The sequence below is a fragment of the Microbacterium sp. ZXX196 genome (genome assembly GCF_009709595.1).
GTDB lineage: Bacteria > Actinomycetota > Actinomycetes > Actinomycetales > Microbacteriaceae > Microbacterium > Microbacterium excoecariae.
On sequence record NZ_WMEE01000029.1, the window covers coordinates 1 to 864 of the forward strand.

Annotated in this window: 1 pseudogene; it reads right to left on the reverse strand. The window is 66.8% G+C overall.

Features of this window, described 5'->3' with window-relative positions:
* A pseudogene (locus GJQ66_RS12105) lies at positions 1 to 811 on the reverse strand (IS5 family transposase); the annotation flags it as partial.
* Positions 812 to 864 lie beyond the last annotated feature (53 nt).

Genomic DNA, 864 nt, shown 5'->3' on the forward strand with positions numbered 1-864 from the left:
CTTGTCTGAGCGCATCGCGATGCCGCGCCATTGCTTGAGTTTGTTGAAGCAGCGCTCGACGACGTTGCGTCCCTTGTAGCGTTCCTGCTGGGCTTCCCCGAAGTCGATGGGCCGGCCAGGCTTCCTGCGGCGGTGCGCGATCTGGTCGTCGCGTTCCGGGATCGTCGCGGCGATCTTCCGCTCCCGCAGCCACGCCCTGTTCTTCTTCGACGGGTAGCCCTTGTCGGCGAGCACCCGATCCGGGCGCCGCCTCGGACGGCCGACAGCTCGAGGGACGTGGATCTGCTCGAGTGTGGCGGTCATCATCGTGGTGTCGTTGATGTTCGCGCCGGTGATCACCCAGCTCAGCGGACGTCCACGCCCGTCGCAGACGAGATGCACCTTGCTCGTCAACCCGCCACGGGAGCGGCCGATCCCGTGATCAGGCGGCTCTTCCCGCGGATTCTTGTGATTCGACACAGCCCCCTGTGTCGCGGCTGAGGGTCGCGCCGTGCTGGTGCACGCGCGCGATCGTCGAGTCGATCGACACCACCCAGTCGAGCTTGCCCGCCGCGTCCGACTGCTTCTGCACCTCGGCGAGCAGCTTCTCCCAGGTGCCGTCCTCGGCCCAGCGCGCGAACCGCTTGTAGATCGAGTTCCACTTCCCGAACCGCTCCGGCACATCCCGCCAGGGCGCCCCCGTGCGGTACTTCCAGGCCATGCCCTCGACCGCGAGACGGTGATCCGTCCACGGCCGCGACCTGCCGACCGGCACCGGCATCAGCGGCTCCAGAACAGCCCACACCTCATCCGAGATCTCCTGACGCGTCACACCATCGAGACTCGCCGATCCTGAGCCTGAACCTCTTGATCAACACGCCCTAG